The 8743-nt window shown below is 38.0% G+C and carries 8 protein-coding genes; 2 read left to right on the plus strand and 6 right to left on the minus strand.

The genetic code is table 11. The features are described 5' to 3' along the window. Positions 1-112 precede the first annotated feature (112 nt). Both ABIB40_RS10565 and ABIB40_RS10570 read left to right on the plus strand, forming a co-directional pair. A complete protein-coding gene (locus tag ABIB40_RS10565; RefSeq protein WP_354358781.1) occupies positions 113-1537 on the plus strand; it encodes a glycoside hydrolase family 125 protein in 1425 nt (474 codons plus the stop codon). A gap of 166 nt (positions 1538-1703) precedes the next feature. After that, entirely contained in the window at positions 1704-2342 is a 639-nt protein-coding gene (locus ABIB40_RS10570) for a cytochrome b/b6 domain-containing protein (protein ID WP_354358783.1), read from the plus strand. A gap of 785 nt (positions 2343-3127) precedes the next feature. Here ABIB40_RS10570 and ABIB40_RS10575 read toward each other — a convergent pair. From ABIB40_RS10575 to ABIB40_RS10600, 6 genes are all read right to left on the minus strand, one after another. Continuing rightward, the gene (locus tag ABIB40_RS10575; protein WP_354358785.1) at positions 3128-3379 is read right to left on the minus strand and encodes a hypothetical protein; all 252 of its coding nucleotides are present in this window, start codon (positions 3377-3379) and stop codon (positions 3128-3130) included. Between the two features lie 39 nt (positions 3380-3418). Beyond that, positions 3419-4102: a DUF3291 domain-containing protein gene (locus ABIB40_RS10580; protein WP_354358787.1), complete on the minus strand. Its 684-nt coding sequence runs from the start codon at positions 4100-4102 to the stop codon at positions 3419-3421. Between the two features lie 232 nt (positions 4103-4334). Continuing rightward, positions 4335-5060 carry an FMN-binding negative transcriptional regulator gene (locus tag ABIB40_RS10585; protein WP_354358789.1) on the minus strand — a complete coding sequence of 242 codons (726 nt, stop codon included), beginning with the start codon at positions 5058-5060 and terminating at the stop codon, positions 4335-4337. Positions 5061-5175: 115 nt separating this feature from the next. Next, complete coding sequence (locus ABIB40_RS10590) at positions 5176-6096, minus strand: NAD(+)/NADH kinase (RefSeq protein WP_354358791.1); 921 nt, start codon at positions 6094-6096, stop codon at positions 5176-5178. Beyond that, on the minus strand, positions 6093-7115 hold the full coding sequence (locus ABIB40_RS10595) for an SPFH domain-containing protein (protein WP_354358793.1): 1023 nt from the start codon (positions 7113-7115) through the stop codon (positions 6093-6095). The genes ABIB40_RS10590 and ABIB40_RS10595 overlap by 4 nt, the downstream gene beginning before the upstream one ends. Before the next feature lie 180 nt (positions 7116-7295). Beyond that, positions 7296-8063 (minus strand): DUF2310 family Zn-ribbon-containing protein, encoded by a 768-nt coding sequence (locus ABIB40_RS10600; RefSeq protein ID WP_354358795.1) that lies wholly within the window; start codon positions 8061-8063, stop codon positions 7296-7298. Positions 8064-8743 lie beyond the last annotated feature (680 nt).

An 8743-nucleotide genomic window follows, 5' to 3' on the forward strand; every position in this document is an offset into this window, starting at 1 on the left:
TTACCTTTGTGCTTTATTAGCCTGTTTTTCTAAATAAGAGGTTTATAAAAAGTGGAGGAGAGATGATTTCAACGCATCTTAATTAACCAAGTATTTTAAACCAATTAACAACATGAAAAGAAGAACATTTATTCAAAATACTGGTATGCTCGGTGCTGGGCTGGTAGCCTCTAAATTTTCTTTCGCGGCAGATTTTGCCCCCGAGTTTCCCGTAGTTAGGGTGGCTGCAGGAAAACGGCATTTTGAAAGTGCTGCAGTAGACAAAGCGATTAAGACTTTCCAGAAAAACGTTAAAAATCCAGAACTGTCTTGGCTGTTCGAAAATTGTTTTCCAAACACTTTAGACACCACGGTTTACTATACCGAAAAAGATGGCAAGCCAGATACCTATGTTATTACTGGTGATATTGATGCGATGTGGCTTAGAGATAGTTCTGCCCAGGTTTGGCCTTATCTTCAATTTGTGAATGAAGATGTACCGCTTAAAAAGCTTATTGCGGGAGTAATTAGGCATCAAACAAAAAATGTTTTAAAAGACCCCTATGCAAATGCCTTTTACAACGACCCCAACAAAGTGGGAGAGTGGAAAACCGATCATACAGACATGAAGCCTGGCGTGCACGAACGCAAATGGGAAATAGATAGTTTATGTTATCCAATTAGACTTGCTTACCATTATTGGAAAAAAACAGGCGACAAAGCACCGTTCGACGCCGATTGGAAAAAAGCCATAGAAAGTACCCTAACGGTTTTCAAAACCCAACAACGCAAGGATAACAGAGGGCCATATCATTTTGAAAGGGAAACTACACATCCAACAGATACGCAGCCAATGGCTGGTTACGGCTTTCCTGTAAATCCAGTTGGGTTAATATGCTCTGCGTTTAGGCCTAGCGACGATGCCACCATTTTTCCTTTTTTAATACCGTCTAACTTTTTTGCGGTAACTAGCTTACGTGAGGCAGCCGAGATGATTAAGGCGCTACATGCTGACGAAAAATTAGAAAGCAGCCTAACAAGCCTGGCAGACGAAGTTAATGCAGCGATACAAAAATATGCCAAGGTTAAACACCCTAAACATGGCGATATCTATGCTTTCGAAGTAGATGGTTTTGGTAGCCAGTACTTAATGGACGATAGCAACGTGCCGAGTTTACTAGCGCTACCTTATTTAGGCGCGCTTGAGCTAAATGATCCTGTTTACCAAAACACTAGAAAATTTGCGCTTTCTACAGATAATCCGTATTTCTTTAAAGGTACAGCCGCAGAAGGAATTGGTGGGCCACATGTTGGGCAAGATATGATCTGGCCAATGAGTATCACCATGCGGGGGCTTACCTCTAAAGATGATGAAGAGATAAAGTGGTGTATAGATACTTTGCGCAAAACACATGCTGGCAAAGGCTTTATGCACGAAGCATTTAATAAAGACGACCCTTCTAACTTTACTAGATCGTGGTTTGCTTGGAGCAATACCTTATTTGGCGAATTGTTGTGGAGAACGTATAACGAAAGACCCCATTTGCTAAACGCTTAATATACTTTTTAGTCAAAATCCCCTGGTAATTGCCTGGGGATTTTTTGCTTTGTATCATTTTTAGTTTTATTGCATATTTAAAGCTATTATCTGCAAAGTTTTTACATTTTTGTAATTGGTGCAAGCGTGATGATGTTCATCGCCCTGCGCATAAAATGAGTTAGAAATGAGCACAAAAAAATACGATTTAAAAATTAGGATTTGGCACTGGCTTACCGCTTTGGTAATAACAGGGTCTTTACTAACTGTTTTAATTAATTCTACATTGTTGGATCGTAGCCAGAGCTCAGCTGTGCAAAAAGAGTTGCAGAGTGCGGGCGTGCAGCTTAGTACGCAACAAGCCAGGGCTGCCACGCATGGCTTGGAAGATCAGGTGTGGGGTATTCATATTTATTTTGGTTATGCCCTTGCGATACTTTTTGTTTTCAGGCTAATTACCGAAGCATTTTTACCGAAAGAAAAAAAGTTTCTTTTTAAAGTCAAAGAAGCTTACAGGATTTATAGAAACGGTCGTTTAGCAAATATGCGTCATAACTTTTTTGTGAAAGTCTTGTATGCAATTTTCTACTTATTGTTGCTTATTATGGTATGTACAGGCTTATCTCTTGCCTTCCAAGGTGACCTCGGTATCTCTCGACAGATTGGTCACAGTATAAAAGAAGTCCACGGGTTTTGTATGTATTTGGTGTTGGGTTACATCGTCATTCATATTGCAGGTGTTTTGCTTGCCGAAAGCAGAGATAGTAAGGGCATTGTGTCTGATATGATTAACGGGGGCAGCGATAGCGGCGATAAAGAAAACTGAAGTTTGGAAGTATTAACGCATGAGATTTAAAGATTAGAAAAAAATTTCTAGAAATGCGTTCATGTGCTCGCAGAAAAGCTCGGTTTTGCTGATTTTTATCAAGGTACCGAAAATTACAAGTTCAATATTTACCTAACTGTATAAATGAATATTAATAGTCGACCACATGTTATTAGGTAACCAACACCACGATCTTCGACAACTCCTCTAAAAGAGGGAATTCCCCATGCTGTTTAATACCCGCTCAATTCCTTTCCCTTATAGAATTGCAACTATTAGCTTAATGGTTGCGTTATTTTTAATGCTTGAAAAATCTCACAAATAGCTCATAAACCCTACGAGAAATTCTCTTGTTTATGAGCATTTTCATACGTCAACGTAACGGCAGGTTTCCTTAAGTTACTACCGTTTTTGAGGCATATTTTTTGCGATTCAATTTCAATTCCACCAATTTTTTTAGCTTTTATAACTTAACAATTTTATCTGATCCATAGCTCACGTTAGATTGAGCAAGACGTTAAACGCACCTCTGAAATCAATTCATCTTACTGTGATAGATTGCAGTAAAACGAGGGGATACTAATTTAATTTGGTAAAATTAGGCAACAAAATTTTATTCTGTCTATATTTTAAATACCTGTAAATCAAATTATAATGAGATTATACTAAATTTTTTGTTTACATTTTTTAACCATCCAAGTCTTAAAAGTATCATTTTGGCAGAATTAAATTCTGAATTGGTAAAATATATGCTGTAATACAGTTATTTGTGCGTTTTACATAAACTAATAGTTGTACCTTTTGTAGGTGGCTATAAAATCAGTCCGCATTGCTTTAAACCGACCGATTACAGTTTCAATAAAAGCCTCATCCAAAATTTCGAACACATCATTTGTCCCTCCTCCGGTTAGGTCGGTTTCTGCAATTTTATAACTTTGCTCTAAAGCACCCTGCTCAAACTTTACTATAAACTTATTGTTCATTTTAAAAATACTAATCTTACATTCAGGGTGTGGCAACTCGGCAATTACTCTCATGATTATATTTGTTTATGGTTAATAATTTGGGGAGACAGCCTAAAATGTTTGGCCGTTTAGGGTTCCGTAAATTTCCAAAATTTCGAACCGCGCAAACAGTTCTTCGGTGTACCATTCTTTACTTCTTGTCAGCTTGATTACATCGGCATGATCAAAAGTTTTGTAGGCATAGTTTTTCATGCTTTCGGCGTTTTCCCAGATAGAAAATGTGGCCTGACTGGTAAAGGGATTCTCTCCAACGCCAGCTGCCATAATAAAGCCGGGTGCTGCACGCATTGCTTTTCCTGCTCGCGACATATTGGCCCTAAACTCTTTCATTCTACCCCATCGAATTGTTGCTCTGGTAATGGCAGCAATCCTTCCGCCTCGAGAGGAGTTTTTCTGAGGGGTTTCAAATACATTTTTGCCTGCCCATAATCCATGTGATGCGAGCGGACTTAAAAATATCGTAAACTCTTCAACTCCAAATGTTCGAAACCATTTGATTACGATTGACTCTTTGTAAAACTGATTGCAATCGACTCTATTTTTCCACGTGGTTAGCACTGCCCAATGCTTAAAATCGGGTGGAAGATCTACCTGTGCGTCTCTGCCGCTTCCCATCAGTCGCCAAAACTGGCATTTTTTGTTTAGCCATAGTGGAAATCTTAATACGGCCATCCCAATAAAGGCAAAGGGAATAAAATAGGTTTTGTATTTTGTAATGGTAAGTGCGACTATCATTTTTTACAGAAATTCTTTCATTTAATCGCATCGAATATACAAAACAATTGCATCTGGCTGTGTTAGTTTCTCTCTGGCAGTTCAAAATGGGGTAAACAGACAAAATATTGTTGTTAATGGTGGGGGATTGCGACCCCAAATTCCAGTATATAAGTTTGAAAAAGCGCTCTGCGGAATCTGAAATGTTACGAGAAACGTAGGTTTTGAAAATTTGGACAGATTACTGGAATTCCTACCTTTTTATGGACTGTTTGTTTTCCATTTCCATGTAATCGGCAATAAGCTGTTTGTTAGTGTCGTCACTTTTTGAAAAGGAATCGATTATTTTGTTTTTTTCAGTTTCAGTTCTATTTTGACTTAACTTTTTCTTCGCTTGTAAATCGTTTACTGTCATCTCGAACGCTACAACGCCCTTTGCCATTTTCAGTTTATAGGCATCGGGAAAACCCTTCCATTGCGAAATATAGGAGGGCTCGTAAGTTTTAATAGTTCTTTCCAATATATTGATTGTTTGTTCGTAGCTCGTCGTTAAATTTACCTTGCCATAAGCATGTATGGATAAATAATTCCAGGTAGGCACATTTAGCTCAACGTCATAATGGCTTGTTGAGATGTAGGCATGGGGTTCGCTAAAGATAACAAGCACGGTTTCATTTTCGATATTTTTCCAATGATTATTTGCTTTTGCAAAATGCGAGGTTAACATTATCTTATCATCCCTCATTTCTACTAAAAAGGGTAGGTGGGTAGCAACCGGAATGTTGTCTGTGCAAGATATAATGGCAGCAAAACTGAAACGCTTCATAAATACCAGCATTTCTGCTTGATCGTGCATAAGATTTGATGGTGGAATGTACATTTTAAAGCATTTTTTTTTTGGAAAAATAGCGATTTTATGCGAGATGAGTTTATAAAAGAAAAACTTTGCATCACTCGTTATTGATAAAGGATATTGCATTTTTTTAAAACTTAATCTGTCCTGCTCCAACACCTTTAATGGTAGGTTTTATCGAAATATTTGACATAATTCAAGGTGATGGAGTTTTCTTACACCAAATTTAATTTCTTTTAATTTATTTCACTACAAGTCTGGCTGTTTCTGCGGCAATGCCAATCGTTGCAATAGAACCGCTGTTAAACTTCAAAAAATCGGTTTCTATGCCATCGCTAAAGATTACCCCATTGCTGGGCATAAAAGATTCTACGGTTAAGAAATTTTGGCTTTCGATAACTCCCGCAACAATTCCGGTTTGGCTGCGAATACTTTTAAAAGGTTCTCTTACAGCAAAAAGCAGCTGCTTTTCTTTTAGTTTTGGTCGTTTTGGTTTTAGGTCATGCTCAAACATCGAGGTAACTCCGTAAGCCATGTTAAATATCGAGCTTAGCCAGCCCGTGGAGCCGGCGGGCGTGGAAACTATGAGCCCGCTAGAGGACTGTTCTTCTGTATTTTTGTTAAAAGAAATTTTGTATCGGGCAGAAACATGAGAAGCCGCTCCGATAAAAAGATCGTTAAAAGCCAATAGCCTTTGCCCGTCATTTAATTTAGCCTCTGCAAAAGTCATGCTTTTAGATTGATACTTGTTTTCCAACACGCCTTCTACACCCAAAATAAAATTAGAAGTATTAAAAGGCAAAAGTACACCATCATATCTTTCCTTATCGGGATTGACAGCTACAATTGGGCAGTTTTTAGCATACTTTGCTGTATTTGCAACCAATCCATCTTGCCCGATGACAATAATTAAATTCGTTTCTGAAAAAATAAACGAAGGGAGATAAGTTCTCTCAACGGTTTTGTTCTTAACAATCGCAGAAAGTTGGGTCTGAAGAGATACCAAGGATTGATAAAAAATTTCATGCTCCACTAGATAGTCGCCAAAATTGCCGCCGACACTTTCTATGTAAAATTTTGCTTGCGCTTTGGTGTTAAAACGTTCAATCAAAGATTCAAGTCTTGTTTTATTTTTAACAATGATTGCGTATTCGATTTTCATCTTCTTCGGTCGCCTTTATCGGTCAGTATCGAATCTAAGAGATCCGGACTTATATTCAGATTGCCTATTTTATCGGCATTTTCTGCAAGTTGCCTAAAGGCGAGTGAAATGTTAAATTTTGGATCGGGGTTGTTGTTTAGCGCCGTTAATATTTTCCAATCCATATCTTTATAGGGCTTTAAAGTGGTCTCTATAACAAAACCTTGTGTTTCTGCTTCTTTTTTATCGTTTGCGGTTTTCTGTTCGATAAGTTGTTTGCGCTGATTTTCTACCGCTATGTCAGATGCTAAGCCCATCTCGCGAAGTTTTCTGTCGTTCTCGGCTTTCTGAACCTCGGTTTCCATTTTCTTCTCTGCAATTTGCTTCTGTTTTTCTTCAACCGCAATTTCTGTATTCAGCTCTGTTTCTTTTATTTTTCTTTCTTGCTCTACGGCGAAATTTCTCCGCTCGTAAATAGCCTGATCTGCTTCTTGTTGAAGCTTTTCTCTTGTTTCTGTTTCTAGCGCTCTAGACATTTCGGGGGTTGCCTTTATTGCTAAAATATTTGCACCCAATATCTCAATGCCCAACATCCCAATGGCCTTAGAATTTTTTAAGCCCTCTAAAACTTGTTCTTCGATAGATTTTGCCGACCGTATGGCCTCTTTTAATTTGATGCTGTGGATAAACGTAGAAGTTGCGGTTTGCGCTTCGTTAATAATTCGTTGATTCAGCTTTTCAATGTCGTTTTTCTTGTATTGACCATTATCGTTTACTGTAAAATCCAATACATCGGCAAGCATTTTTGGGTTGCTGATCTTATAACTTATCTGTCCCTGAATGTTTACGGTTTGATAATCGTTGGTAGATTCGTTAAAAATAAAGGGCAGGTCATTGCTTCCCATCGGGATGGCAACAATACTACTGTTTGGTGCAAAATAGAAGAAAGACAGCCCGCGACCTTCTTTTTTTATCGTTCCATTCTTAAAATGCAGAACGTAAGTCATGGAGTCGAATTTTATGTGTTTTATTCCGAACATATTTTTGGGTTTAGATTGAAAGTTATTGTATTTTCAAATTATGCAATTAATTATTTTATGACTTGCAAAAGAGCTTTTTTTTATGGTAGTTTGCCCTCACAATTTAGTAAAAATTAATAAAGGACCGAGGATAACAGCTTGCAATTTATTAAAAGCTGTGGTTAACTGCTGGTATTCTTTTTAAGAGTTTGGTGATATTGTGGATACTATTTTGCATTTTTCACATTTGAAGTCGTAAAAATCATGTAATTGTGTTTTTAGGTCCCATTTCTTTTGGCAACTTGGACAGGGGGTTGTTAATTGGTCTCCTTTAAATTTTCTATAATTGTGCAAATAGTAAAAAGTCGGAATTGAGGTTAAATCCTCAATTTTTCTGCATATTTCAAGTCCTTGTTTTGAGAGTTGTGAATTTATTTTCTGCATTTGGTTTAAAGCCCAACGCTCGCCAACTTCACCGTTCATTTGTAAACTGTCACAAGAAATATAATTAGTTTCCCAACTTAAAATTGGCATGTAGCCGAAATCGTAAAAAATTGGAAGTTTATATAGTGGTACGGATTTGTAACAAGACCCGCAAGTTATTGGTGATTCAATCGTTATATAGTTTGTAATTAAAATATAGAAAGCTGACTTTTCGCATTCGCAAGATGCCTTACAGCTATCGTACGACTTGCCAACAGTCTTGAACTTTAGTTTAGAATTACAAAGGTCTTCAAGTTTTTTTGATTGTCTATTAACGTAGAAGTTGTTTAGTTGTTTGGCCAAAGAGCGCTTTTCAAGAGTATACGGCAACCAAATAATTTTGTTGTTTTCTATATACTGCGATTCAATTCTTCCTTGTGTCTGCCCGTTACCGCGATAAAAAGACATAAGCAAGCCGAACTCATCAACAAGTTCGTCTTTGTCCACCTCGGTTTTTATGTCAATTGATATTTCTTGAATATACATTGTCGTCTTTTACGCTTGCGGGTAACATTGTACCCAAATTATAACACAGCTTTCTGCCCAAAAACTAACTTGATTAATTTGCCGAATTGGTGCATAAAGCACTCGCTCGGGCTTAAATTAACCTTGTTGTTATTCGGTCGTTCTTTTTTTATTATCCTGCAGCTTTGTCAATTCGTTCGAAAAAAGAGAGAAAGCTCCATTGCCAAGAAAATGTAGCTGCTGCAGAACAGGCAACCTGCATACCATACTGGTTTCGATGGACGGGGCCCGCCCGCCGCTTACATCGGTATTCGCCAAAATACTGTTCCCCATATCGCCAGCTAGCGGCATGGGTAGGGGCATTTATGCCCAAACGTGAAGGAAAACACGCTAAAGACCAGGCCTATTTTACCTCCACAAAAAAAGAGGGGCCAGTTCCTCTTAAAATCCTTCAAATTATTTCACGAAAAACCCATAGAGGGAGGGAATGTAACCGGTTCTCCCGTACCGACGGGGGACAGGCTGTTCAACCGAGGCCTCATTGTCGGCTCTGCGAGCCCAACGAAGCCTTAGCTGTTAGCGGTAGGTTTATTTTATTTCGTATCGCTAAGTACATGACAAAAATTGTATTATGTTGATATCTAGCTTATTGAATCCAGAGAGCAAACATTCCGAGAGATGATCTAACCCATATCTGAATA

The sequence above is a fragment of the Pedobacter sp. UYP30 genome, assembly GCF_040547165.1.
Taxonomy (GTDB): domain Bacteria; phylum Bacteroidota; class Bacteroidia; order Sphingobacteriales; family Sphingobacteriaceae; genus Pedobacter.